The 25,347-nt window shown below is 61.5% G+C and carries 23 protein-coding genes; 10 read left to right on the top strand and 13 right to left on the bottom strand.

The window, feature by feature from the left end; genetic code table 11:
- Positions 1–5 precede the first annotated feature (5 nt).
- From denD to SJY08_RS21860, 4 genes are all read left to right on the top strand, one after another.
- Positions 6–989: a D-erythronate dehydrogenase gene (gene denD / locus SJY08_RS21875; RefSeq protein ID WP_377278314.1), complete on the top strand. Its 984-nt coding sequence runs from the start codon at positions 6–8 to the stop codon at positions 987–989.
- Positions 986–1,894, top strand: coding sequence for an NAD(P)-dependent oxidoreductase (locus SJY08_RS21870; RefSeq protein ID WP_377278312.1), 909 nt, complete (start codon positions 986–988; stop codon positions 1,892–1,894). Before denD ends, SJY08_RS21870 begins: the two co-directional genes overlap by 4 nt.
- On the top strand, positions 1,881–3,665 hold the full coding sequence (locus SJY08_RS21865; RefSeq protein ID WP_377278310.1) for an IlvD/Edd family dehydratase: 1,785 nt from the start codon (positions 1,881–1,883) through the stop codon (positions 3,663–3,665). Before SJY08_RS21870 ends, SJY08_RS21865 begins: the two co-directional genes overlap by 14 nt.
- Positions 3,666–3,791: 126 nt before the next feature.
- Entirely contained in the window at positions 3,792–4,469 is a 678-nt protein-coding gene (locus SJY08_RS21860) for a BA14K family protein (RefSeq protein ID WP_377278308.1), read from the top strand.
- Here the strand turns inward: SJY08_RS21860 and SJY08_RS21855 are convergent.
- Both SJY08_RS21855 and SJY08_RS21850 read right to left on the bottom strand, forming a co-directional pair.
- Positions 4,448–4,876 (bottom strand): response regulator, encoded by a 429-nt coding sequence (locus tag SJY08_RS21855; RefSeq protein ID WP_377278306.1) that lies wholly within the window; start codon positions 4,874–4,876, stop codon positions 4,448–4,450. The genes SJY08_RS21860 and SJY08_RS21855 overlap by 22 nt on opposite strands.
- Positions 4,873–6,000 (bottom strand): PAS domain-containing protein, encoded by a 1,128-nt coding sequence (locus SJY08_RS21850; RefSeq protein ID WP_377278304.1) that lies wholly within the window; start codon positions 5,998–6,000, stop codon positions 4,873–4,875. The genes SJY08_RS21855 and SJY08_RS21850 overlap by 4 nt, the downstream gene beginning before the upstream one ends.
- A gap of 263 nt (positions 6,001–6,263) precedes the next feature.
- Here SJY08_RS21850 and SJY08_RS21845 point away from each other — a divergent pair, with 263 nt between their 5' ends.
- Positions 6,264–8,081 (top strand): sensor histidine kinase, encoded by a 1,818-nt coding sequence (locus SJY08_RS21845; RefSeq protein ID WP_377278302.1) that lies wholly within the window; start codon positions 6,264–6,266, stop codon positions 8,079–8,081.
- A gap of 117 nt (positions 8,082–8,198) precedes the next feature.
- Here the strand turns inward: SJY08_RS21845 and SJY08_RS21840 are convergent, their stop codons facing one another.
- The 10 genes from SJY08_RS21840 to SJY08_RS21795 all read right to left on the bottom strand — a co-directional run bounded on the left by SJY08_RS21840 (position 8,199) and on the right by SJY08_RS21795 (position 18,953).
- A complete protein-coding gene (locus tag SJY08_RS21840; RefSeq protein ID WP_166601365.1) occupies positions 8,199–8,363 on the bottom strand; it encodes a hypothetical protein in 165 nt (54 codons plus the stop codon).
- Positions 8,364–8,504: 141 nt separating this feature from the next.
- Positions 8,505–10,022, bottom strand: a complete 1,518-nt coding sequence (locus SJY08_RS21835; protein ID WP_054148563.1) for a tripartite tricarboxylate transporter permease — start codon at positions 10,020–10,022, stop codon at positions 8,505–8,507.
- A 10-nt stretch (positions 10,023–10,032) separates the two neighbouring features.
- Positions 10,033–10,527, bottom strand: coding sequence for a tripartite tricarboxylate transporter TctB family protein (locus tag SJY08_RS21830; protein ID WP_054148562.1), 495 nt, complete (start codon positions 10,525–10,527; stop codon positions 10,033–10,035).
- Complete coding sequence (locus tag SJY08_RS21825; RefSeq protein ID WP_054148561.1) at positions 10,524–11,468, bottom strand: tripartite tricarboxylate transporter substrate binding protein; 945 nt, start codon at positions 11,466–11,468, stop codon at positions 10,524–10,526. The genes SJY08_RS21830 and SJY08_RS21825 overlap by 4 nt, the downstream gene beginning before the upstream one ends.
- 245 nt (positions 11,469–11,713) lie before the next feature.
- Complete coding sequence (locus SJY08_RS21820) at positions 11,714–13,786, bottom strand: exonuclease domain-containing protein (protein WP_377278298.1); 2,073 nt, start codon at positions 13,784–13,786, stop codon at positions 11,714–11,716.
- A 7-nt stretch (positions 13,787–13,793) separates the two neighbouring features.
- The gene (locus SJY08_RS21815) at positions 13,794–14,315 is read right to left on the bottom strand and encodes a hypothetical protein (protein WP_054148559.1); all 522 of its coding nucleotides are present in this window, start codon (positions 14,313–14,315) and stop codon (positions 13,794–13,796) included.
- Between the two features lie 11 nt (positions 14,316–14,326).
- A complete protein-coding gene (locus SJY08_RS21810) occupies positions 14,327–16,153 on the bottom strand; it encodes a DUF294 nucleotidyltransferase-like domain-containing protein (RefSeq protein WP_377278296.1) in 1,827 nt (608 codons plus the stop codon).
- 90 nt (positions 16,154–16,243) lie between these two features.
- Positions 16,244–18,010, bottom strand: a complete 1,767-nt coding sequence (locus SJY08_RS21805; protein WP_377278294.1) for a sodium:solute symporter family protein — start codon at positions 18,008–18,010, stop codon at positions 16,244–16,246.
- A 12-nt stretch (positions 18,011–18,022) separates the two neighbouring features.
- Positions 18,023–18,283: a DUF4212 domain-containing protein gene (locus SJY08_RS21800; protein ID WP_054148556.1), complete on the bottom strand. Its 261-nt coding sequence runs from the start codon at positions 18,281–18,283 to the stop codon at positions 18,023–18,025.
- Positions 18,284–18,590: 307 nt separating this feature from the next.
- Positions 18,591–18,953: a DUF393 domain-containing protein gene (locus SJY08_RS21795; protein ID WP_054148555.1), complete on the bottom strand. Its 363-nt coding sequence runs from the start codon at positions 18,951–18,953 to the stop codon at positions 18,591–18,593.
- A gap of 237 nt (positions 18,954–19,190) precedes the next feature.
- On the opposite strand from SJY08_RS21795, the gene SJY08_RS21790 reads away from it, so the two are divergent.
- A complete protein-coding gene (locus SJY08_RS21790; RefSeq protein ID WP_377278291.1) occupies positions 19,191–19,991 on the top strand; it encodes a creatininase family protein in 801 nt (266 codons plus the stop codon).
- 16 nt (positions 19,992–20,007) lie between these two features.
- Here the strand turns inward: SJY08_RS21790 and SJY08_RS21785 are convergent, their stop codons facing one another.
- Entirely contained in the window at positions 20,008–20,961 is a 954-nt protein-coding gene (locus tag SJY08_RS21785) for a LysR family transcriptional regulator (RefSeq protein ID WP_069043034.1), read from the bottom strand.
- Positions 20,962–21,139: 178 nt separating this feature from the next.
- On the opposite strand from SJY08_RS21785, the gene SJY08_RS21780 reads away from it, so the two are divergent.
- The 4 genes from SJY08_RS21780 (at position 21,140) to SJY08_RS21765 (ending at position 25,347) form a co-directional block, all read left to right on the top strand.
- Positions 21,140–22,156: an ABC transporter substrate-binding protein gene (locus SJY08_RS21780; protein ID WP_153763074.1), complete on the top strand. Its 1,017-nt coding sequence runs from the start codon at positions 21,140–21,142 to the stop codon at positions 22,154–22,156.
- A gap of 253 nt (positions 22,157–22,409) precedes the next feature.
- Entirely contained in the window at positions 22,410–23,240 is an 831-nt protein-coding gene (locus SJY08_RS21775; RefSeq protein ID WP_377278288.1) for an ABC transporter ATP-binding protein, read from the top strand.
- Entirely contained in the window at positions 23,240–24,034 is a 795-nt protein-coding gene (locus tag SJY08_RS21770; protein WP_054148550.1) for an ABC transporter permease, read from the top strand. Before SJY08_RS21775 ends, SJY08_RS21770 begins: the two co-directional genes overlap by 1 nt.
- Entirely contained in the window at positions 24,034–25,347 is a 1,314-nt protein-coding gene (locus SJY08_RS21765) for a cytosine deaminase (protein ID WP_377278286.1), read from the top strand. The genes SJY08_RS21770 and SJY08_RS21765 overlap by 1 nt, the downstream gene beginning before the upstream one ends.

Raw genomic sequence — 25,347 nt, 5'->3', positions numbered from 1 at the left:
GTCACATGCATATTCTGGTGATTGGCGCGGCCGGTATGGTCGGGCGCAAGCTCGCGCAACGACTCACCCGCGATGGTGAGCTGCAAGGACGGCAGATCACGGCGATGACGCTCGCCGATGTCGTGGCTGCAGATGCTCCCACAGGCTTCAACGGCAAAGTGACGATCGAGACCGTTGATCTGTCTGAGCCCGCATCCGCCGAGCGCCTGATTGCATCGCGCCCCGATGTCATCTTCCATCTCGCTGCGATCGTCTCGGGTGAAGCAGAGCTCGACTTCGAAAAGGGCTACAAGATCAACCTCGACGGCACCCGCTACCTGTTCGAGGCAATCCGGCTTGCGCACATGGCTGACGGCTATTGCCCCCGAGTGGTCTTCACCTCGTCGATCGCGGTCGTCGGTGCGCCGCTGCCTTACCCGATCCCGGACGAGTTCCACACCACGCCGCTTACCAGCTACGGCACGCAGAAGGCGATTTGCGAACTGCTGCTCTCGGACTATTCCCGAAAGGGGTATTTCGACGGCATCGGCATCCGCCTGCCAACAATCTGCATTCGCCCCGGCAAGCCGAACAAGGCAGCCTCGGGCTTCTTCTCCAACATCCTGCGCGAACCGCTGGTCGGCCAGGAGGCCGTCTTGCCGGTGGGCGAGGATGTCCGCCACTGGCATGCCTCGCCCAGATCTGCGGTCGGCTTCCTCATCCACGGCGCAAACATCGACCTGGAAACGGTCGGCCCACGCCGCAACCTGTCGATGCCGGGCCTCAGCGCAACCGTTGGCGAGCAGATCGAAGCGCTGCGCCGCGTGGCAGGGGAGAAAGCGGTCAAGCTCATCCGCCACGAGCCCGACGAGATGATCATGCGCATCTGCGCCGGCTGGGCGCCGGGCTTCGAAGCAACCCGAGCCCGCGCACTCGGCTTTACCGCCGAAAACTCTTTCGATGAAATCATTCGGGTGCATATCGAGGATGAACTGGGAGGCAAGCTTTGACGGGAACTGAAAACAGGCAGATCGCCTTTCTAGGGACCGGGCTGATGGGCGCGCCCATGGCCAGGCGCCTGCTTGCGGCAGGTTTCCTCGTCACTGTGTGGAATCGCGATAGCGGCAAGGCAGAGCCTCTGGCCGCAGCCGGTGCCAGGCTTGCAGAGAGCCCGGCAGACGCCGTCGCCGGCGCCCACGTGGTCTTCACCATGCTGTCGGATGGCTCCGTAGTCGAGGACGTGCTTTTCACCAAGGGTACGGCCGAAGCGCTGGAAAAGGGCACGGTCGTCATCGACACATCATCGATCGCACCGCCCATTGCAAAAGATCACGCAAAACGCCTCGCTGATCGCGGCGTCGCCCATGTCGATGCACCCGTGTCAGGTGGCGTCGTCGGGGCGGAAGCCGGCACGCTGGCGATCATGGCGGGCGGCGATGCCGAGATCATCGAGGGCCTTGCGGAAATCTTCGCACCGCTGGGCCGGGTCACGCATGTCGGCCCATCAGGTGCTGGCCAGATCTGCAAGCTCGCCAACCAGCAGATCGTCGCGATCACCATCGGCGCCATTGCAGAGGCGATGATGCTCGTTGAAGCCGGCGGCGCGTCGCGGGAGAAGTTCCGCGAAGCAATCCGCGGCGGCTTCGCCGAAAGCCGCATACTGGAATTGCACGGCCAGCGCATGGTCGAGCGGCGCTTCGAGCCGGGTGGCCCCTCGCGCTTGCAGTTGAAGGATCTGAACGCCGTCGCGGCCATGGCCGGGACCTTCGGCCTTGAGCTCCCACTGACATCGGACGTTCGCCAGGCCTTCGAAGCCTTCGTTGCAGACGGCAATGGCGAACTCGACCACAGTGCCCTTCTGCTTCACCTGGAAAAAATCAACCACCGCAAAGGTGCCGCCGATGACCGAGTCTGAAACACCGAAACGCCGCCTCCGTTCCCAAGACTGGTTCGACAATCCCGATCACCTCGACATGACCGCCCTCTATCTGGAGCGCTTCATGAACTACGGCACGACGCCGGAGGAGCTGCGCTCCGGGAAGCCGATCATCGGGATCGCCCAATCGGGCTCCGACATCAATCCCTGCAACCGTCATCACCTGGATCTTGCCAAACGCGTGCGCGACGGCATCCGCGACGCTGGCGGGATTCCGATCGAATTCCCCTCGCATCCGCTGTTCGAGAACTGCAAGCGACCGACGGCCGCCCTTGACCGCAACCTTGCCTATCTCGGCCTGGTCGAGTTGCTCTACGGCTATCCCTTCGACGGCGTCGTGCTGACCACCGGCTGCGACAAGACCACGCCCTCTGCCCTGATGGCTGCATCGACGGTAGACATCCCGGCGATCGTGCTCTCCGGCGGCCCGATGCTTGACGGCTGGCATGATGGCGAACTGGTGGGTTCCGGCACGGTAATCTGGCGCTCGCGTCGCAAATATGCGGCCGGTGAGATCAGCCGCGAGGAATTCCTCGAACGCGCCCTCGATTCGGCCCCCTCTCCCGGCCATTGCAACACCATGGGCACCGCTTCGACCATGAACGCGATTGCCGAGGCACTCGGCATGTCGCTCACCGGCTGCGCCGCCATTCCCGCCGCTTACCGCGAACGCGGCCAGATGGCGTATCGCACCGGCAAGCGGGCGGTAGAACTCGTTCTGGAGGATGTCCGCCCCTCGGACATTCTCACCCGTGAAGCCTTTCTCAATGCCATCAGGGTCAACTCGGCGATCGGCGGATCGACCAATGCCCAGCCGCATCTGATGGCCATGGCCAAACATGCCGGCGTCGAACTCCTGCCCGAGGACTGGCAGGTTCACGGCTACGACATTCCGCTGCTCGCCAACGTACAGCCGGCCGGCGCCTATCTTGGGGAACGGTTCCACCGCGCCGGCGGTGTCCCGGCGATCATGTGGGAGCTGATGCAGGCCGGAAAGATCGACACGACCTGTCGCACGGTGACCGGCCGCACCATGGCTGAGAACCTGCAAGGCAGGGAGGCGAAAGATCGGGAGGTGATCAAGCCCTACCACGAACCGATGCGTGAACGCGCCGGCTTCGTCGTACTGAAGGGCAACCTCTTCGATTTTGCGATCATGAAGACGAGTGTCATCTCCGAGGGTTTCCGGCAACGCTACCTGCAGGAAAAGGGCCGCGAAGGCATCTTCGAGGGCCGCGCGATCGTCTTCGACGGCTCGGAGGACTACCACAAGCGCATCAACGACCCCGCTCTCGAGATCGACGAGGACTGCGTTCTCGTTATTCGCGGCGCAGGCCCGCTCGGCTGGCCGGGTTCGGCCGAAGTGGTCAACATGCAGCCGCCGGATCACCTCATCAAGCGGGGCATCCTCAGCCTTCCGACGATCGGCGACGGCCGCCAGTCCGGCACGGCCGACAGCCCCTCGATCCTCAACGCATCGCCTGAAAGTGCAGCCGGCGGCGGTCTGGCTTGGGTCAGGACCGGCGATACCATCCGCATCGACCTGAATGAGGGGCGTTGCGACATGCTGGTCGGCGACGAGGAAATCGAAAGGCGCAAGGCCGAGGGCATTCCGCCCGTGCCGAAAGACGCGACACCCTGGCAGCGGCTCTATCGTCAGACAGTCACCCAGTTGGCCGATGGCGCGACGATCAAAAACGCAGAGGAATTCCGCCAGATTTCCAAGACGCCTCCGCGTCACAACCATTGAGAAGCATCTCGATTGTTAACCTCCTTTCGGAGAAACAGTCGAATAATCAAGGGCAAGACACGTTTCATCGGGAACCCTCCGACGGGAACTTCATTCTTCTGTCACAGACGATGAATGGAGATCCCGATGAAACCCTTGATAAAACTGCTGTCAGCGTCAGCGCTCGCCGCCGGGATGGTGATTGGTGGCGTCGTCCTCACGTCAGCGGCGCTTGCACCGGAAGAAGCCCCCCACAACTTCACCGGCCTTGATATCAGGGACCTCTGGACGATGGAGCCCGTCCGCATCGACAGGTCCGCACAGAACCTGGAGCGTCTACCGCCCCGCTATGCAAGCCATGTGGTGATGGTCGAACCCGACGTGGGGGCATCGGATCAGAGCGTGCAGACCGCGACCGCAGAACAGGGTTCCGAGGTTGGTGACATCGACACTCTCGTCACTGCAGCGATCGACGAAGCGACGTCCGGTTTCGGCGCCGACACGCTGCCTCCGGAGCATTTCTCCTGGTGTGAAGCGCGCTATCGTTCCTACGATCCCGTCCGCAATGCCTATCGCAGCTTCAGCGGCGACATTCGCGCTTGTGATTCACCCTATCAGGTCGAGGTCATGACGGAGCTGGAAGAAGGCAACGCAAGGGTCATGACCGTCAGTGCCGACGGGAGCAATTCTGGTGCTGGCATGGAAGACGAAGGCCACGTCATGGCCTGCATGGAACGCTATCGCTCCTATCGTCCGAGCGACAACACCTACCAGCCTTATGGCGGCGGTCCGCGCCAGCCCTGTCAGCTGGTGGCGTCGTTCTGAACCGCCTGACCCTTGGCGAGGATCAAGCCCGGCGGCGGGTTAGCCACCTGACCGCCGGCCACCTGCTCACTGATATAGGTCAGGGCATTCTGAAGGCCGTTCATCGTGTAAGGCTTCTCGATTGCCCCGATGGCGCCGACGAAATCTTCCGGTATCCGTTTGACATTCCCCGTGACGAACACGAACGGGACCTCGCGCTCAGCCAGTCGACGACCAATCTCGATTCCCGAGGGACCATCGCTTAGGTGAACATCGACGAAGGCGAATTCCGGCGTACTGGCTTCGATGATGTCGAATGCGGCTTTGCGCGACGCAGCCGTGCCTACGACGACATGGCCGGCGGCCTCTACCTCAAGCTCCAGTTCTAGGGCAAGAAGCGCCTCATCCTCGACGATCATGATCTTCAAGTGTCTGTTTCCTTTGCGTCTTCAACGAGCATTGTGACCTGGACGTCGGTCCGGTAGCCTTCGACTTCTCGCGCGATCTTCGCACCCAGTTGCTTGGCACAGGTCTCCAGCATGAGCTTGCCGAAAGCCTCTTCCTCCGGATTGACGGAGACCGGCTTCGTCGTGTCCGTAACCCGGATTACGAAATGCCCGTTGGTCCGCCGCACCTGCAGATGAATATCGCCACCCCCATCGCTCAGTCCCCGGCGTACGGCATCCAGCACCAGTTCGTTGATGATGAGAGCGAGCGGCGAAGCTTTCACCGCCGGAACGAGCACAGGTGACAAATCGGTCGTCACGCGGATGTCGTCGCGCTTTAAGGCGCCCACCAGATCCTCGATCAGATCCTTGGCAAAGTCCGAAACATCAAAACGCCCAAGGTCGCTGCTCGTGAACAGCTTTCGCTGCACGGTGCTCAGCGCCTCGACGCGATTGAGCACCGAAAACAAGGTTCGTTTCACGAGGTCGTCTTCGGACATTCGCGCCTGCAGCTTGACGATCGAGGCAATGGTCAAGAGGTTGTTCTTCACACGGTGGTCGACCTCATGCACCAGCAGGGTCTGGGCCTTCAGCGCTTCGGACAGGTCATGCGTTCGCCGTGCGACCTCACGTTCGGCCGATTGCCGCGCCTCTGCCAGATCGAGCTCTTTGCTCTTGATCGTGGTGAAATCGAGCTGCGATGCAAAGAAATACACAACCTCACCGTCAGCATCCCTGACGGGGCTGACGAAAAGCGCATTCCAGAACTGGCTGCCGTCCTTGCGATAGTTGAGGATGTCGATCGCAAGGTCGCGCTCTGCAGAAATGGCCTCGCGCAGACGGGCAATCGCACCGATATCCGTTTCCGGTCCCTGCAGCAGACGGCAGTTGCGCCCGATGAGCTCATCGGTGCTGTAGCCAGTGAGGTTCGAAAATGCCTGATTGCAGAAAATGATCGGGTTGTCGGGCTGGCGCGGATCCGTGATCAGCATCGGCATTCGGGTAGCCTTGAAGGCTGCCGCGAACGGATCCTCGGATGAATGGGAGGCAAGAAGGCGGTCGCCGGCGTCTTGTGCGTCGCGGCGCGAGGAGTTTTGATCAGACATTCATACCCAGTCCTGGAACAGGCCACCCTCGACAACAACGGCCCCAGAAAAAAGTTCCGTTCGCGCTCAAAAATATTTTGACGACTGGCGATTTTGAGATGCGAAGACTGCCCAGACCGGGCGATAAGAGGCAATAGACACGGAAACGTGTTTGTCTTATCTGACATGGCATAAGCCGTAACGGAAAGCTCAAGGCAGGCGTATATATGTCCAACGACGAGCAACAGAACTTGACACCCGGCTTTCTCAGGAATGGCGGCCAGATGGCCGAACTCATCCTGAACCACGACTGGGCGGACAGTCTCGGCCCCATCCAGGAGTGGCCCGCCGCCCTGCGCTCGGCGCTTTCCATCTGTCTGAACTCCAGCTTTCCGACTGCCATCTATTGGGGCCCGGAAATGCGGCTCCTCTATAACGATAGCTGGGCACCCATTCCGGCAGACCGCCATCCCTGGGCTTTGGGCCGACCGGCTGCCGAAGTATGGTCGGACATCTGGGAGGTTGTCGGACCGCAGTTCGATTCCGTCATGGCGACGGGGATCGGGCTTTCGACTTATGACCAGCTCCTGCCCATCATGCGCAACGGTGTGCAGACCGAGACTTATTGGAATTACAGCTTCACCCCGATCCGTGACGAATTCGGAGCGATCTGCGGCATATTCAACCAGGGCAACGAAACGACGGCTGCAGTGTTGGCACGTCGGCAGGCGCAAGAAGAGATTGTCCGGCTAGGTCGCCTCTTTGCTCAGGCACCGGCTGCGATCGCCATCTTGGAAGGGCCTTCGCATACCTTCAAGCTGGTAAACCCTGCATACGAAGCGCTGGTTCAGCGTTCAGATCTCGTCGGCCGCCCGGTCGCGGATGCACTGCCGGAAGTCCGGGATCAAGGCTTCATCAGCTTGCTCGATACGGTGTACACGACGCAAAAGCCCTATCAGGGCAAGTCCGTCCCGATCGAGTTGGTATCGCCTGAGGGCGAAAGACAGGCCCGCTATCTCGACTTTGTCTATCAGCCTGTCATTGATGCCACTGGCCAGTCCGTTGGCATCTTCGTCCAAGCGTCTGATGTCACCGAAGCAGCAACGGCCATGGCCGCTCTCCGGGACAGTGAACAGCGTTTCGAAGCCATCGTGAACTCGATCGACCAGATGATCTGGTCGACACGACCGGACGGTTACCACGACTACTTCAACCAGCGTTGGTACGAATACACAGGCGTCAGCGAGGGCTTCACCGACGGCTCGGAATGGGAGAATGTCTTTCACCCCGATGACCGGACAGAAACCCGCGCGAAGTGGCTCCATAGCCTCGAGACAGGTGAACCCTATCACGTGGAGTACCGTCTTCGGCATCGCAGCGGTGTCTATCGCTGGGTCATCGGGCGCGCTCAATGTGTGCGCGACAAGAACGGCGAGATCAGCCGCTGGTATGGCACCTGCACGGATATTCACGATCTCAAGGTGGCCGAAGAAGCACGTCAGCTTCTGCTGCGGGAGCTCAACCATCGCGTCAAGAACCTCTTCGCCATCACCGCCGGCATGATCAACATGACCGCGCGCTCATCGCCGTCGGTCGGCGAGATGGCAAAATCACTGCACGGTCGCCTGCAGGCCTTGGCGAAGGCGCATCACCTGATCCAGCCGGCCATCATTGCCGGATCATCAGTTGCGGAAACCGTTGCATTCCATACACTTCTGGAAGAAATCCTGTCCCCGCACCTGGCGGATCGCGACAGACAAATCACCCTGAAAGGTCCGGAAATACTCCTCGGGCCACATGCGTCAACGAGCTTTGCCCTGATCTTTCACGAGCTAGCGACCAATGCGGCAAAGTATGGCCCCTTCCGCGACGCGGAGGGACGACTGGATGTGCGCTGGCGGATGGACAAGGATGCGCTACATCTGGAATGGCAGGAGAATGTCGCTCTGCCCGAGATCAAGGCTCCCAGCCAGGAAGGCTTCGGCAGCAAGCTGGCACGAACCAGTGCTATCCATCAACTCGGCGGAAGCATCGATTTTGAGTGGCTGCCGGGTGGCGTGAACATTGCCCTCACTGCAGCAGGGGAACGGCTCGGCAGATAGCGCGCTGCGAGATCGTTCAAACAAAAAGAGCGCCCACGATGGAGCGCTCAGAAACATGCATCTGGGCTATTCGCCCTCACCCGAGCGCCTTATCGGCACCCTTTGTCTCGCGGCCAATCAGTAGCGCGGGAAATCGGCAGGGTTGATGCCGAGTGTCTTCAGGTGGTGATCCTTCGGACGACGATGCCCTTCGACAGCAGCCGCTGCGGAGCTTGCTGCACCGAGAACGGCGATGGCACGACCGAGGAAACCCTGCTGGATGGACTTGCGGAGGCTAGACATTTCTTTGCTCGCTTTCTTCGTTTGCAAGCAGAAGATGATACTCCGAAGGCCAGATTACAATGGACGGAAAGTCACGACAGCCATGCAGCCGATGCAGGCCGAGTTAATCGGATCCTACATCGGCACATGGCAATTGAGGCATCAGTCTTCGCTGGCGGCAACCTGTGCCAGCACCTGGCCCCTACCCCGCGCCCGAAGGATCATCGGGACAACCAGCGCAATGGCGGCGAGCGCCAGCAGGATCGCTGCGATCGGAGACGTGACCAGCACGGTCGGATCGCCTTGGCTGATCGACAAGGCCCGGCGCAGCTGCTGCTCGGCCATCGGACCCAGGATTAGACCGACGATCACAGGCGCGATCGGATAACCGAAGACACGCATGACATAGCCGAGCACACCGAAGGTCAAAAGCAGACCGAGTTCGAACACCGACGGATTGGCGCCAATCGTGCCAAGCGTGGCAAATACCAGAATGCCGGAATAGAGCCAGGGCTTTGGAATGGTCAGGAGCCGCACCCAGAGGCCAATCAGCGGCAGGTTCAACACGAGCAGCATGAAGTTGGCGATCAACAGCGAGGCGATCAGACCCCAGACGAGCTGCGGATTGGTCGCAAACAACAGCGGGCCCGGCTGCAGGCCAAACTGCTGGAAACCTGCAAGCATGATTGCGGCAGTTGCCGTGGTCGGGAGGCCGAGCGTCAACAGCGGAACAAGCGTCCCGGCAGCCGAGGCATTGTTGGCCGCTTCTGGCCCGGCGACGCCCTCGATCGCACCTTTGCCGAACTCTTCCGGATGCTTGGAGAACTGCTTCTCCGTCGAATAGGAGAGAAAACTCGACACGTCAGCACCACCGGCAGGCATGGCGCCAATCGGGAAACCGATCGCCGTACCGCGAAGCCAGGGCTTCCAGGAGCGGCTCCAATCGGACTTGTTCATCCAGAGCGAACCACGCACCGCCTCGACCTTCTCAGGCGCCCGCGCACCTTGCGCGGCCACGTAGAGCGTCTCGCCGATGGCGAACATCGCAACCGCAAGCGTGGTGACCTCGAGGCCGTCGAGCAGATCCGGCACGCCGAAACTCAGTCGCGTCTGGCCAGTCAGCTGATCGATACCGACGATCGAGAAGGCGAGGCCGACAAAGAGCGCGGTGAGACCACGCAAAGTCGAATCCCCGAATGCTGCCGAGACGGTGACGAAGGCGAGCATCATCAGTGCGAAGTATTCCCGCGGACCGAAGGACAGGGCGAATTTCACGACATAGGGCGCAATGAAAGCAAGCGCGATGGTTGCCAGAAGGCCGGCAACGAAGGAGCCGATTGCGGCCGTGGCAAGGGCCGGCCCGCCGCGGCCCGCGCGGGCCATCTTGTTGCCTTCGAGCGCGGTCACGATTGATGCGCTCTCGCCTGGCGTGTTGAGCAGGATCGACGTCGTCGAGCCGCCATACATGCCGCCGTAATAGATGCCGGCGAACATGATCAGCGATCCGGCCGGATCGAGCTGGTAGGTCACCGGCAGCAGGAGCGCGACGGTGAGCGCAGGACCGATGCCCGGCAGGACGCCGACGAGCGTACCGAGCGTAACGCCGATCAGCGCGTAGAACAGGTTGATAGGCTGAGCGGCGATCGCCAGCCCCTGGAGAAGGAAATCAAACGTATTCACGGGGTTCCCCTCAGAAGAACAGCCGTTCGAGTGGACCCGCCGGCAAGGACAGTTGCAGGAAGCGCGCGAAGAGGATCCACACGACGAACGAGAGAGCTATGCCTGCGGGCAGCGAGATCCAGAACTGCTTTTTGCCGAAGCCGGCCGCGGTCAGAGCGAACAGCACACCTGTTGCAAGCGAGAAGCCCAGCGTTTTCAGGAGCAGCATCTGCGCTGCGAGCCCGGCCACGATGAAAAGCACAGGCGGTAGCTCCTGGTGCTCGCGCTCGGGAAAATCACGGCGTATGGCAGCGAACACAGTCCAGATGCCAAGGCCGATCAGACCGATGGCAATGCCCTTTGGCACCGTCGCTGGACCAATCCCGGAATAGATGTTTCCGCCTTGCAGACGGGCGACATCGTAGAAGATAAGGCCCGCCACGGCGACAAGCACCGCGGCAATGGCCAGCGCCGCCCAATCTGGGCGACGCGTACGATGTCCGGAAGAACGATCTTCCGTGCTCATTTCACCAGACCGATGTCTTTGAGAATGGTCTCGGTGGCAGCGATGTCCTTGGCGAGCTGCTCTTCGAAGGCAGCGCCAGCAAGGTAGGTGTCCTGCCAGTTCTTGGTCTTCAGCGTTTCCTGCCAGCCGGCCGACTTTGCGAGCTTTTCGACGTCTGCCGAGACGGCCGCCTTCTGCTCGTCGGTCAGGCCCGGAGCCGCGGCAACCATGCGCCAGTTCTGCAGAACCACATCAAGGCCGCTTTCCTTCAGTGTCGGAGCGTCCGCACCTTCGATGCGCTCAGCGCTGGAGACGGCCAGCAGACGAAGCGTGCCTGCAGCGACCTGTGCCTGGAACTCGCCATAGCTGGAGATGCCAACAGTAACCTGACCACCGAGGATGGCAGCAAGCGCTTCACCACCGCCGGAATAGGCGATGTAGTTGATCTTGGTCGGGTCCACGCCGGCAGCCTTGGCGATCAGGCCGGCACCAATGTGGTCAACGCCGCCAGCCGAACCGCCAGCCCAGGATACGGCGCCGGGATCGGCCTTCAGCTTTTCGACAAGCTGGCCGATGTTCTGGATCTCGGAATTGGCGGGAACGACGATGGCCTCATACTCGCCGGTCAGGCGCGCAATCGGGGTAACGTCCGCCAGCGTAACCGGCGACTGGTTGGTCAGGATCGCACCGACCATGACATAACCACCGACGATCAGGGCGTTTGCATTGCCCTTCTGCTGGCTGGCGAACTGGGCGAGACCGATGGTGCCGCCGGCACCGGGAACGTTCACGACCTGAACATTGCCGGAAATGCCTTCAGCCTGCATCACCTGCTGCAGCGAGCGGGCCGTCTGGTCCCAGCCGCCACCAGGCGCTGCAGGAGCCATGATCGTATAGTCCGCAGCCGCAGCCGGAAGGGCGAGAGCGCCTGCAAGGAACGAAGCCAGGAAAAAGTGTTTCAAGATAGTCCTCCACCATCAATGCGGTCATTGCCGCTTACGAATGATCTGTGGGGAGAGCGCAGATGCGCAGCATGCGGACGACGCCGCTTCAGGCCGTGACCTGCTCCTCCCAGTCCCACCTGTCCCGCCTCCACGGGAAGATGTAACCATAGACCTAGCAGCGAAACCTGTCACCCACCTGTCATCGCCATGGGCCTTGACTGAAAGCGGTCGTTGGCGGGGATAGCGTCAGGGCTGACTTACGCTCAGGACACGCGGGCCTGATCATTGAGATCGCGAACGAGCCTCTGATGAGTGCGCAACTCTGTCAGGACCTCTCCAAACCGCACCAGGCCGCGGCCGGCCAGCATGTCCTTCAGCTTGATGAAGACGTCGGCGGTCGCAATCGCATCGCCCAGCGCAGTGTGTCGGTCTTCTTCATCGATGTGCACGCCCAGTCTGTCGGCGAGCGCATCGAGCGTATGTGTTTCGGCGCGGCCGAAGGCGGTGGCTGAGACCAGCACCGTATCCAGGATCGGGTTCGTGAAGCGCAGCCCGACTTCCTTCTCCCGCCGCGTGAGGAACTCCATGTCGAATGGCGCATTGTGTGCCACAAGCACGGCCCCTTCAGCGAAGCGGTGAAACTGCCGCACGGCCTCCTGCACATTGACGGCATCTGCGACCATCGCCTCGGTCACACCATGGATTGCGGATGCGGACGGCGGTATCGGCCGCCCCGGATTGACGAGCAGGTCGAAAACCTCGTTCTTGACGCGCTTTCCATTGACGATGCGGACAGCCGCGATCTGGACGATTTCATCGCCCTGTTCCGGCAGCAACCCCGTTGTTTCCGTATCGAAGACCACATAGGTCAGGCTATCGAGCCGCGCGTCGGACAGTTTCTCGTAGTGCAGCCGCGAGAGCAGATCGAAATCGTAGACGACATGCCGCGACACGTCCGCCCCGACCGGTCGCAACCGCTCGATCGGCCGCAGCCGGGTCGAGATCGACGGCGCGTCATCATCGGCCCCAACGACCAGAACGATGCCGTGGGTCCTGAGTATCGTCTCACAGGTCACCCCACCGTCGAAGACCGGCTCTCCCAGCCACTCATCCACGTTTTCGGGCGACACGGCGCCGCCCTTCCAGGACAAGGTAAGATCGGCAGCCCCCTGGGCCTCGCTAACCGCAAGATGAAAATGGGCAGCAGCAGTCGCCTTGCTGACCCGGGAAACGAGGTGTCCCAGGAGACTGACGATATCGAAGGCATTGCAGCGGACGGCAATTTCTGCGACCTCGGTGTCGAGCGTGAGCTTCTGCCCCTCAAGGTCACGGCGGAGTTGACTGGCGAGCTCCCGTACATCCGTCGGCGCCATTGGCCAGCCATCGGATCGACAGCGTTCAAAGCGGGCCTCAAGATCAGCGAGCGTCGCATCGAGGGCCTGAAGCTGCGCCGAAACTGGGGCATCGCTTCCTGTGCCGGGCCCATGCGAAACAAGTGCATGGCGCAGGTCAGAGACGATGGGCCCGACCTGCAGGAACACGTCACCGAGAAGAGCGTCACGCCGGGCATAGGCCGCAACCTCCGTCGTCACATCGCGAAGGGTCATGACATAGGCCGCCTGATCGCCGCCGTTGTCGCTGGCAAGCCTCATGCGCCCGGCGAGCCGGCGCCGACCGCAGGGGCTGAGACAGATGAACTCGACCACCGTGTCCGGATCCGAGCTTTCCAGAAGCCGGTGATGCGCGTCACGGATCGGCCCTTCGCTCAGATAGTCAAAGATATTGCGATCAAGACAGACCGGGCGCTGCGAGCCCGTCAGCATCTGCTGCGCCACGCCGTTGTAGAAGACGAGATGATGGCGGCCCGTACAGAGAAGAACGGCAGGCGGCACGTCGGCGAGCAGCTGTTCGAGCTTGTTCTTGTCGGACGACAGACGCGTGGTCTCCCGCTGCACCTGTTCCGCCAGGGCGCCCCGCGTCTGTGCAAGGGTCGCTGCGGTTGCGGAGGCGGCATCGGCAAGATCGCCAAGATAGCGCGCTTCCTCTGCCTGAAAGTCATTGCCCACATCGGCATGCGCCCGGGCACGCATGGCCGATGCCAGCTTGTCGATGGGACGTGCGAGATGGGTGTCGAAGAGGAACCAGACCCAGGTGATCAGAGCGAGGATCAGAAAGCCGGCAGCGATAGCACTCTGCACGAAGGCGTTCAGCATGTCCGGGCTGCCTTCGCGGTGGTAGCCGAACCACAGACCGACGGCCAAAGCCGCAACAGCACCGACCGCCAGCCCCACGAAGAAGAGCAGGATACGTCCGCGCAGGCTGATCCTGGTCACCATGATCCCCTCATCCGGCCGAACATGCAATTTTCAAGGCCGCATCGTCAGGTTCCAGCTTGATCCACTCTGCCCCCACGAGACTCCCATCATCCGCAATGCTGACATTCCCATCGACCAGATCGGCGCGCCGCGCATTCTGGCAGTCAAAAACCACTCTGACCGGCGTAACCGGCTGCCAACGGGCCAACAGCAGAATGTCAATCATGACCAGACCCGGCTGGTTCGGATTCCGCTTGGCAGACTTCAGATCAACGGCTGTGAAACGCGTGGTCACAGGCTCGATATAGGACCAGGGGCGCCAGAACGCCGTCTGCTCGTTTTTCCAGGAGACCGCGAGACCGGGCAAGGCGATGTTCATGCGATCGAACCAGCTGTACTCGCTCCAGATCGAATAGCTCAACATGCCGAGGCCAGCCATGGCCGGGACGATCCACTTAGGCAGCAAACCCCGGCTTATCCAGCGCAGCAGCATCGCCACACCGGCCAGAGCAACACCGGTCACCACCGCGGCGATCAACTCAAACAGCATTCTTCATTCCTTCAGACGGGCGCCCGTCCGCCATTGGCGAGCGCCGATTGCATGGTTCTGACGACGACGAAGGCATCGCGAAGATGCGAGCGCTCGAAATCACCGAAATCGTAGGGTGCCAGAAAGTTATCCGGCTTGCGACCGTCGCGCACCTGCCGAACCTGGTTGCGCAGGCGCATGTCCGCGATGAGATCGTAGGCTGCAACGAGATCCCGGGCTCCGGCACCGGAGATGATACCCGCTTCTTCCGCCGCAAGCAGCCGCGCTCGCGTATTCACCGGGGCAAGTTTGCCGATCAGCGAATAGACGCGTCCGAGATCGACAACTGGAACCACACCATTGTGCTTCATGTCGATCTGGTTGCGATGCTCGCCGCTGCGGATCGTGGCAAAGCCCCTGAGAAGTCCAAGCGGCGGCGCGTGCTTCAACGAGTTGCTGATCATGTGGGCGGTGAAGATCGAGTTGCGGCTCGCCTCTTCGAGAGTTTCCGCCTGCAGATCCTGAAAGAGTGACGACGCACCACAGATGGGCCGCAGATCGAACATCACGCTGGCCAGCATCTGCGCGGTCGGATCGGGCTTGTAGATCCAGTCGCGGAAATAGTTTCGCCAGACCGAAACCGGCTGGCACCAACGCGGATTGGTAGCCATCATGTCGCCCGGACAATAGAAGTATCCGCAGATGTCGAGACCACGGCTGACTTTGGCGGCCAGTTGCTGGAACCAGGGCATTTCCTCAGGCTCGACGCCATCTTCGATGAAGATGCAGTTATCCTGGTCGCTGACGCCACTCTGCTCCTGCCGCCCCTGACTGCCGCAGGCAAGCCAGACATAGGGAACCGGCGGCGGTCCAAGCTCCCGCTCCGCCAGCATGATCAGCCGGCGGGTGACGCTATCGGCGATATCGGTAATCAGCCGAGTCACCACCTCATGGGCATTGTTGCTGCCGACGAGCTGGACGAGCAGTTGCGGAATACGTGTGGTGATCGCACGCATCGCCTCCGGCGTTTCAGCCGTCGCGATGTCCCGGATCAGTTGCGCCGAGCTTATCGCATGGAAGCGGATGAGATCGGTCTGTGTGATCATTCCCACCAGCCGCTCACCCTCGACGACCGGAAGATGTCCGACACGCCGCTCGAGCATAAGATGCAGGATGTCGGAGCCCAGAGCCTCTCCGGGCAATCCGACCGGGTCGGCGGTCATCACGGCAGATACCGGGGTCGCGTCAGGGTCGAGCCCTTCAGCGAGCACGCGCCCCGCAAGGTCTCGGGTGGTGAGGATACCGAGAAAGCGCCCGCCATCGACGACGCCGAGGCTCGAGACATGCCGCTCCCGCATGAGGGCGGCAGCCGAGCGCACCGTATCGGTCGGCGCACAGACGATAGGGGGTCGCGACATCAACTCGCTGACCTTCTGGATGGCCATGTCGCCGCGCCGGCTATCGGCAAACCGGCCGCGCGTGAAGAAGCGGGCGAATACCGGCTGTTCCTGCATCAGGCGGCGGAACTCGTCCTTCGGCAGCATCAGCAGCGCGCAGTCGCCGCGGGCCGTTGCCGTCGTTGCCGCAAAGCCGTCGGCCAACAGGCCGCGTTCGCCGAAGGAGTTGCGAGGCGCGAGCTCGGAGACCACCGTATTGGTGGCATCCATGATTTCCACGGCCCCGTCCATGATGAGGAATATGCCGGGCAGCGGAGAGCCGCGGTGATAGATTTCGGCACCGGCCGAAAAGGAAAACTCTTGGAAGCGGGTCGAGACCCGTTCGATCTCGTCTCTCGGGAGACTGTCGTAAGGATGGACCGTCTCGAGAAATGCCAGCACGTCGGATTGTGCCTGGATCATCGGATTTGCCCTCATGCGGCACGACCGTGCCCTGGCTGTTTGAGGGACAGGAGGGGCGATATACTCGCCCCTCCCGGTTGATCATCGGTATCAGTGACCAGTCGCCTGACCCGCACCGCGCGGAACGCGGATGGATTCGACGAGATCCTGTACATGCTTCGGCGGAGCCTGGGTCATCATCGACACGATATAGGCCGTGGCGAAGTTGAGCAGTGCACCGATCGGGCCGAACGCCGTCGGCGGGATGCCGAAGATGTAGTTGGCCGGAACGTTCTCCATCATGTTGGTGCCTGCAATGAAGAACCAGCCCAGATAGGTGAACAGGTACAAGCAGGTGACCACGAGGCCGACGATCATGCCGAGGGTGGCGCCGACCGAGTTGATGCGCTTCGAGAAGATGCCCATCATCAGAGCCGGGAAGATCGTTGCAGCCGCCAGACCGAAGGCGAGAGCAACCGTTTGTGCCGCGAAGCCCGGTGGGTTGAGACCCAGAAGCGTTGCGACCAGAATTGCACCAGCCATCGCGATACGGGCAGCCAGAAGCTCGCCCTTTTCGGAGATATCAGGCTTCAGGAAGTCCTTGATCAGGTCGTGGCTGATCGCAGACGAGATGGCGAGAAGCAGACCGGCCGCAGTCGACAGAGCGGCTGCAAGACCGCCGGCAGCGATGAGAGCGATAACCCAGCCCGGCAGCTGTGCGATTTCCGGATTGGCGAGAACGAGGATGTCGTTGTTGATCGTCAGCTCGTTGCCCGTCCAGCCACGCTCGGCAGCCGTGGCGGCAAAGCCTTCGGACTTGTCGTTGTAGTACTGGATACGGCCGTCGCCATTCTTATCTTCAAACTTCAGAAGACCCGTGACTTCCCAGTTGCGCATCCAGTCCGGACGCTCGTCGTAAAGGACAGCCTCCTGCTGCGTGCCGCCGGGGAAGATCGTGTCGATGATGTTCAGGCGTGCCATGGCGCCAACAGCCGGAGCCGTCAGATAGAGAAGGGCGATGAAGACGAGCGCCCAACCGGCAGACCAACGGGCATCCGAGACCTTCGGAACGGTGAAGAAGCGGATGATGACGTGCGGCAGACCGGCGGTGCCGATCATCAACGACAGCGTGAACAGGGTCATGTTCAGCATGGAGCCCTGAGCAGTGTAGGCGTTGAAGCCGAGGTCGGTGACGACCTGGTCAAGCTTCTGCAAGAGCGGCAGTGCCGATTCCGTATGCGTGCCAAAGAGGCCGAACCACGGGATCGGGTTGCCGGTCAGCTGCATCGAAATAAAGATCGCGGGGATAGTGTAGGCGATGATCAGAACGATGTACTGCGCGACCTGCGTGTAGGTGATGCCCTTCATCCCGCCGAGAACGGCGTAGCAGAAAACGACGGCAGACGCGATCCACAGACCGGTCGAGACGTTGACTTCCAGGAAGCGCGAGAAAGCGACGCCAGCACCGGTCATCTGGCCGATAACGTAGGTCACCGAGATGATGATCAGGCAGACGACAGCCGTAAGGCGCGCGCCCTGGCTGTAGAAGCGGTCGCCGATGAACTGCGGAACGGTGTATTTGCCGAACTTACGCAGGTAGGGAGCAAGCAGGAGTGCGAGCAGCACGTAGCCGCCGGTCCAGCCCATCAGGAAGGTAGAGTTGCCATAGCCGACAGTGGCGATCAGGCCGGCCATCGAGATGAAGGAGGCAGCCGACATCCAGTCAGCCGCAGTTGCCATGCCATTCATGACCGGGTTGACGCCGCGGTTTGCAGCGTAGAACTCGGCCGTAGTGCCGGCACGAGCCCAGATGGCAATGCCGATGTAGAGCGCGAAGGACGCGCCTACAATTATCAGATTGAGTGTATACTGATCCATTGTGGGTCCGCCTTACTGCTCGTCGACGCCGAATTCGCGGTCGATCTTGTTCATGTACGCCGAGTAGCCGAAAATCAGCGCGATAAAGACGATGATCGAGCCTTGCTGGGCAAACCAGAAGCCGAGATCGGTTCCACCGACGGCGATGCCGGACAGAGCCGGGCGGAGCAGGATACCGAATCCGTAGGATACGATGGCCCAGATCGCCAGGCAGATGTAGATGATGCGAACGTTTGCTGACCAGTAAGCGTTAGACGAAGATTTATCCGTCACGAGTACTCCTCCCTTTCCTCGATGAGACGTCCCCCAGGACGCCCCTTGCCTCCACGTCGATTCCGCCAATCCTTGTCCCAAGGCGGAATAGACAATTGTTTAGGAGTAACGAATCCCCCGGAGATCGTACATTCTCCGTTAGTCGCAGGAGTCACTGTATTGCCGGAGCGTTTGCTGCATTGCGGCAAGAATTGAGACGGAAACACATCAATAGATCGGCGATCCAGAGCCTTTGCGTCATTCGCCCAGACAAGGCCGGCCAACCTCACGAAGAGACAGCCTCAAGCAACAACTTAACGCAACGGAATCATGAAGTTGAGGAGGAACGGACCAGACGCTGCAGGCGCGGGCGGATGCGCAGAAAACCCCGATACGCGGCTTCGAAGATGGGCGTCAACGGTTTCCATCCGGCCAGGAGACCGAGCGGTCGCAACACGGGAATGGCCCGCCACATCGCCGCGAAAGCCGCTGCACCCGACAGGAGTTTTCCCGCTTCTTCTGCATGGAAACGGGCCAGAAGCTCGGCTCGATCGATCGGACAGCTGCCCTGAGGGTCGAACGCATCGATGAAGTTGATCGCACCGCGACTGTCGAGACGGCGCATCAAGGCGATCTCTCGCTGGCAGAGAGGACAACTGCTGTCGAACCAGACGGTCACCTGCGCGGACATGGTCGCCTTTCACGGGAAGAGTTTTGTCTTCCATAACTGGGGCCGAAGCTGCCTTCCGGCAATGCGGCGTCGCGCCGCTGCCTCACTGATGTAGCCGGTCACCTTTGACCCAGAACTTGAAAGCGGCAAGCCGCGCGAGCGCAATTTGGCATCGGCGCGAGCGGAATATGATGCTTTTCGGACCCCACGATTTTGCCTTATCGAACGAGGTGAACAGAGACGCAGAGGCAGACGGCAATGACCAGACCTTTTTTCTGGAACGAACTGACGACGACGGATTTTGCAGGGCTTTCGCCGGATACGACGATCGCCATCCTGCCGATCGCCTCGACCGAGCAGCACGGACCCCACCTGCCCATTGCCACCGACGTGGCCATCGCAAACGGCATGCTGGCGGAATTGCATACCCAGCGCCCCGATGATCTCGACTTCCTCGTTCTTCCCACCCAGGAAATCGGCAAGGCCAACGAGCATGTGTACGGGGCCGGCAGCCTGTCCTTCGGCCCGGAGATCCTGATCCCGGCCTGGACGGCCATCGGCGCGAAGGTGGCAGAAGCCGGCATTCGCAAGCTCGTCATCGTCAATTCCCATGGCGGCAATGTCGACGTCATGAGCATTGTCGGCCGCGAACTGCGAGTCCGACACCAGATGGTCGTCGTCTCGACCCAATGGGGCCGCTTCGGAAACCCGGAGGGCATGATCTCCGAGCATGAGAGCCGCTACGGCATCCATGGCGGTGAAGTCGAGACATCGCTGATGCTGCACTTTCGCCCCGAGCTCGTCCGAATGGACAAGGCACAGAACTTTATCTCGAAAGCCGAGGAGATGCGGGCCAGCTCGAAATTCCTCACCCCGCTTCCACCCCATTCGCTCGCCTGGATCGCCCATGACCTGAACCCGCACGGCGTGGTCGGCGACGCCTCGAAGGGCACTGCCGAAAAGGGTGCCGCGATCTGCCGCCATCAGGTCGCGGGCTTCATCGAACTCTTGCGCGACGTCATGGCTTATCCGCTCTCGAACCTCTACACGCCCGGCTGATCGGACACTCGCCCCCTCAGCTCTGACCTCGGATGGTCTCGGGGATATGTCCCCGCGCCTTGAGATCCTGAACCAGCGCCAGAAGCTCCTGCATCAGGTATTCGACGAAAAGGCTGGTCGCGGAGTCGAGCGGCGCCCTTGCACGGGCAAAAAGCTTCATCGGCTGATGGCGGACATGCGCCTCGGTCAGAGGCCGGAAGATCAGCTCGCCGCGTCGGCATTCGGCGACGGCGTCGAGCGGATTGAGCATGGTAAGCCCTGTGCCTGCCTTGACCAGCTGCTTCATCAGTTCCGAGGAGTTTGTCTCGACAACAGGCTCGACAAGCAGCGGCAGCGGAGCCAGCGCGAGATCGATGATGTTGCGCAGGCTGGTGCCCGATTGTGCCAGGATCAAGGGCTCCTGCACCACCTCGACGAGGTCTATCGGCCCCTCCTCACGCGCCAGCCGATGCCCGGGCGGCAACACGACGCCCACGGGCACATCGACATTCGCAAGCGTGCGGATACCGGGGGTCGCCGGGATGTTGAAGCCGAGACCGAGATCGACCTCGCCGGTCAGCACGGGATTGATCGTCGTTGAGCCCCCATCATTGCGCAGCTTGATCTGGATGCGGGGATGCTCGGCGACGAAACCGGCAAGGATTTCCGGCAGCGGCCCGGAGGCAAGCCCGACCGTCGTCACCAGCGACACCTTGCCGGCATGCGGCGTCTTCAAGCCGCGGATCCGACCCTCAAGCCGCTCGTAGTTCTTCAGCACATCGCGGATGTGCTCGACACAGAGCTCACCAGCGGCCGTCAGCCTGAGCCCTTTCGGCAAACGCTCGAAGAGTGGCGCCCCGAGTTCTTCCTCCAGCGCCAGGATCTGGCGGTTGACCGCAGATGATGCGACATTGAGGCGCTGGGCTGCCTTCCGGATAGAGCCACAACGGACGATTTCGTTGATGTAGATGAGCTTTCTGGAGTGCAGCACGAGGCCTCCGCTGCGTAAAAATTAGTCATGCCGCATCACTATGCATCAATCTCGTGAGCAGTGCAAAAAAAGCATCGATGCGGGCGAAATTTGATGCTTTTCAAGACGCAATCGGACCGATCAAATGACTGAAAAGGGAGCCCGAAAACGGGTCCTGCAACGAACAGGGGAACGATCAATGCGCGACACGCTCACCAAGACAAGCCTTCTCGCCCTTTTCGGCCTCAGCGCCGCGCTGGCCTCGACCACGACTGCCTTCGCTCTGGACGAGGTCACCTACGGCACCAACTGGCTGGCCCAGGCCGAACATGGCGGCTTCTACCAGGCCGTGGCCGACGGCACCTATGAAAAATACGGCCTGAAGGTCACCGTGATCCAGGGCGGCCCGCAGGCTGCGAACCGCGCACTGCTGATCGCCGGCAAGGTTGATTTCTACATGGGCAGCCCGCTCGGCGAAATGGATGCCGTCAAGGAAGGCATCCCGCTCATCGACGTCGCAGCCATCTTCCAGAAGGACCCACAGGTCCTGCTCGCCCATCCCGATCAGGGCATCGAGAAGTTTGCCGACCTCGCCAAGCTCGATAGCATCTTCATGGGCAAGGACGGCTACGTCACCTATTATGAGTGGATGAAGAAGAACTTCGAGGGCTTCACCGACGAGAAGTACAAGCCCTATACCTTCAACCCCGCCCCCTTCATCGCCGACCCGAAGTCCGCGCAGCAGGGTTACCTGACGTCGGAACCCTATGAGATCGAGAAGCAGGCCGGCTGGGCACCGAAGGTCTTCCTTCTCGCCGACAACGGCTACAATCCCTATTCGACGATGATCACGACCACGACGACCATGGTCGAAAGCAAGCCCGATCTCGTCCAGCGCTTCGTCGATGCCTCGGCTGAAGGCTGGTACAACTACCTCTACGGCGACAACAAGGCCGCCAACGACCTCATCAAGAAGGACAATCCGGAAATGACGGATGGTCAGATCGAGTATTCGATCGCCAAGATGAAGGAATATGGCATCGTCGAATCCGCCGAAGCGCTGGAAAAGGGCATCGGCTGCATGACCGACGAGAAGTACAAGGCCTTCTTCGACGCCATGGTCCAGATCGGCGTCCAGCCGGCAGACCTCGACTACAAGAAGGCCTACACCACCCAGTTCGTCTGCAAGGGCGTGGGCATGGGGCTGAAGAAGTAATCTCCACCTCCCCCTTGAGGGGGGAGGTCGCAGCGAAGCTGCGGGTGGGTGTGATCGGCCGTATCCGCTGACATCACCCCACCCCGGCACTGCGTGCCGACCCTCCCCCTCGAGGGGAAGGTAAAGCATAAGCCGCAATCCGATCTCCCCCCTTGAGGGGGAGATGTCCGGCAGGACAGAGGGGGGTAACCCACCTCGCAACACCACCACTGCCGCAACACCAGAATGCAACGCGGATGTAACGCGAGACAGAATGACCAGTTTGCCAGCCACCGAAGACCCCATCACCCCGCCCCCTCCCGAACAGCGCCGGGCGCTCGTGGTGATGAAGGACGTGTCCAAGGTCTTTTCCAGCGGCACGGTCGCACTCACGGACATGTCGCTCACCGTCAACGGCGGCGAGTTCGTCTCGCTGCTCGGCCCCTCCGGCTGCGGCAAGTCGACGGCACTGCGCATCATCGCCGGCCTCGGTGACGTCACAACCGGCACCATCGACTGGCCAAGCTCCCGCATCAACTCCAAGGGCCTGCCCGACGGCGACATATCCTTCGTCTTCCAGGAACCGACGCTGATGCCCTGGGCGACCGTCTTCGGCAATGTCTACCTTCCGCTCAAGCTCCGAGGCATCTCCAAGTCTGCGGCGAAGGCCGACATCCTCGCAGCCCTCGACCGCGTCGGCCTCAAGGATTTCGTCGACGCCTATCCGCGCGAACTCTCCGGCGGCATGAAGATGCGCGTCTCGATCGCCCGCGCGCTGGTCACCAAGCCGAAACTGCTTTTGATGGACGAGCCCTTCGCGGCCCTAGACGAAATCACCCGCCAGAAGCTGAACGACGATGTGCTAGCCCTCTGGAAGGAGAGCGGCATCACGGTAATCTTCGTCACCCACTCCGTCTTCGAAAGCGCTTACCTCTCGAGCCGCATTGTGGTGATGAAGGCAAGGCCAGGCCGCGTGCATGCCGACTTCCCACTGCAGACCAGCCTCGACCGCGACGCCTTCTACCGGACGTCCGAGGAATATCGCCAGGCATGTGAAACCGTCTCCAAGACACTGATCGAAGCCATGGGTGGGGAGCATCACTGATGACCGGACCAGCCGAAACCCTGCTCAAGATCTTCGTTCCCATCCTCGTCGTCTGCCTGCTGATCATCGTTTGGCAGGTCGGCGTCTGGGTCTCCGGTGTGCCGCAATACATCCTGCCCGGCCCGATCGCGGTTGCCGGCGCCCTGTTCAAGGACTGGGGCACGCTGTCGCCAGCCCTCTGGGTCACCACCAAGATCACCCTGATGTCGCTTGGGCTAGCGCTGTTGGGCGGCGTCGGCATCGCCGTTGCCCTCGTCCAGTCGAAATGGATCGAGATCGCCTTCTACCCGATCACCGTCATCCTGCAGGTGACCCCGATCGTCGCGATCGCCCCGCTGATCCTGATCTATTCCCCCTCGACGCAAGTGGCGCTGCTGATCTGCGCCTTCCTCGTCGCCTTCTTCCCGATCCTGTCGAACATGGTCCAGGGCCTGAAGAGCGTCGATCATAACCTGCTCAATCTCTTCGACCTCTACGGCGCCTCGCGCTGGCAGACCCTCCTCTATCTGAAGCTCCCGGCCTCGCTTCCCTATTTCATGACGGGCCTGCGCATCGGTGGCGGCCTCGCCCTGATTGCTGCCGTCGTCGCAGAATTTGCCGCCGGCTCGGCGGGCGCCGGATCGGGCCTTGCCTTCCGCCTGCTCGAGGCCCAGTTCCGTCTGAACATTCCGCGCCTGTTTGCCGCCCTCTTCCTGCTTTCCTGCCTCGGTGTGGTGATCTTCGCCATTACCTCGTTCATTTCCTGGCTGGCGCTGCATCGCTGGCACGAGAGCAGCCTGAAACGAGAAAACTGATGTCGAGCCCGATTGCCAATCTGCCCGCCGCCAAGCGCTTCGTCCTTGCCAATGCGACGCTGCCCGAAATCTGCGTCGACGGCGTCGAGGCGCCCGCCTGCGAGGGCCTGATCAGCGCCGACATCGTTGTGGCCGAGGGCAAGGTCGAAGCGATCCTGAAACCCGGCACCGCCCCATCAGGCCTGCCGTCGACGGATCTCCGCCACGGCATGATCTGGCCGACCTTCACCGACATGCACACCCATCTCGACAAGGGCCATATCTGGGACCGCAGGCCGAACCCCTCAGGCGATTTCATGGGCGCGCTAGAGGCCGTGAAGACCGATCGTGAGGCCCGCTGGACGGCTGAAGACGTCAAAGCCCGGATGGAATTCTCCCTGCGCACGGCTTACGTCCATGGGACCAGCCTGATCCGCACCCATCTCGATAGCCTGGCGCCCCAGCACCGCATCTCTTTCGAGGTCTTCGCCGAAGTCCGTGACGCCTGGGCCGGCAAGATCGACCTGCAGGCTGCCGCCCTTTTCCCCTTCGACCAGATCACCGACGAAGCCTTCTTAAAGGATCTGGTCGAGGTCATCGTCGCCAACAAAGGCCTGCTCGGCGGCGTCACCTATCTGATGCCGGGGCTCGATGAGAAGCTCGACATCCTCTTCCGCACCGCCTCCGAAAACGGCCTCGACATCGACCTGCATGTCGACGAGACGCAGGACAAGGAAACCCTGACGCTGAAGACGATCGCGGAAGCCAAGATCCGCAACGGTTTTGAGGGCGCAGTCACCGTCGGCCATTGCTGCTCGCTCGCCCGGCAGGACGAGGACATGGCGAAACGCACCATCGATCTGGTGGCGGAGGCCGGCCTCTCGGTTGTCTCGCTGCCGATGTGCAACATGTATCTGCAGGACCGTCACCCGGGCCGCACGCCCCGCCAGCGCGGCGTCACCCTCTTCCACGAATTGTCAGCAGCCGGGGTCGCCACCGCCGTCTCCTCCGACAACACCCGCGACCCCTTCTATGCCTATGGCGATCTCGATCCCGTCGAAGTCTTCCGCGAGGCGGTGCGCATCATCCATCTCGACCATCCGCTGGACACCGCAGCCCGCTTCGTCACCCGCACCCCCGCCGATATCCTCAAGCGCTCCGACCATGGCCGCATCGCCGTCGGCGGCAAAGCCGATCTTGTCCTCTTCAGTGCCCGCCGCTGGAGCGAATTCCTTTCCCGTCCGCAGGCCGACCGCATCGTGATGCGGAATGGCATGGGCATCGACCACAGCCTGCCGGATTACCGCGAACTTGACCCGTTGCTTGGAGCATAG

Source organism: Rhizobium sp. R86522 (assembly GCF_042466255.1).
Classification (GTDB): Bacteria; Pseudomonadota; Alphaproteobacteria; order Rhizobiales; family Rhizobiaceae; genus Allorhizobium.
This window is presented reverse-complemented; position numbering and strand designations above follow the sequence as displayed.